This is a genomic window from Streptomyces tendae, from assembly GCF_014650435.1.
GTDB classification, from domain to species: Bacteria; Actinomycetota; Actinomycetes; order Streptomycetales; family Streptomycetaceae; genus Streptomyces; species Streptomyces tendae.
Map to the genome: position 1 here is coordinate 1 of NZ_BMUY01000101.1, position 606 is coordinate 606.

1 protein-coding gene is annotated in these 606 nt (G+C 63.2%); it reads left to right on the forward strand.

Features of this window, described 5'->3' with window-relative positions; all coding sequences use genetic code 11:
* A partial coding sequence (locus IE258_RS40825) for a hydroxymethylglutaryl-CoA lyase-like TIM-barrel protein (protein ID WP_506417443.1) occupies positions 1-606 on the forward strand: 606 nt, incomplete at both ends.

Genomic DNA, 606 nt, shown 5'->3' on the forward strand with positions numbered 1-606 from the left:
CTTACGAGGCGCTCAAGGGTGCCAAGCGCGCCATCGTGCACTTCTACAACTCCGTGTCTGTGTTGCAGCGCGAGGTCGTGTTCCGCAAGAACAAGGAGGAGATCAAGAAGCTCGCCACCGACGCCGCCGAACTGTGCAAGGACCTCGAGAACGAGGCCAAGGGCATCGACCTGTACTACGAGTACTCGCCGGAATCCTTCACCGGAACCGAGCCGGAGTACGCCGTTGAGGTGTGCAACGCCGTGATCGGCGTCATCAAGCCGACTCCCGAGCATCCGATGATCATCAATCTGCCCGCCACCGTGGAAATGACCACGCCGAACGTGTTCGCCGACGAAGTGGAGTACGTCTCCACCCACCTCGACGACCGCGATTCCGTGGTGCTCTCCCTCCACCCGCACAACGACGAAGGCATGGGCGTGGCCGCCACCGAGCTGGCCGTGCTGGCCGGCGCCGACCGCGTGGAAGGCTGCCTGCTGGGCAACGGCGAGCGTACCGGCAACGTCGACTTGGTCACGCTGGGCCTCAACTGGCTCACCCAAGGCATCGACCCGCAGCTTGACCTGTCCAACGTGCCCGAGATTCGCAAGACGGTTGAGTACTGCA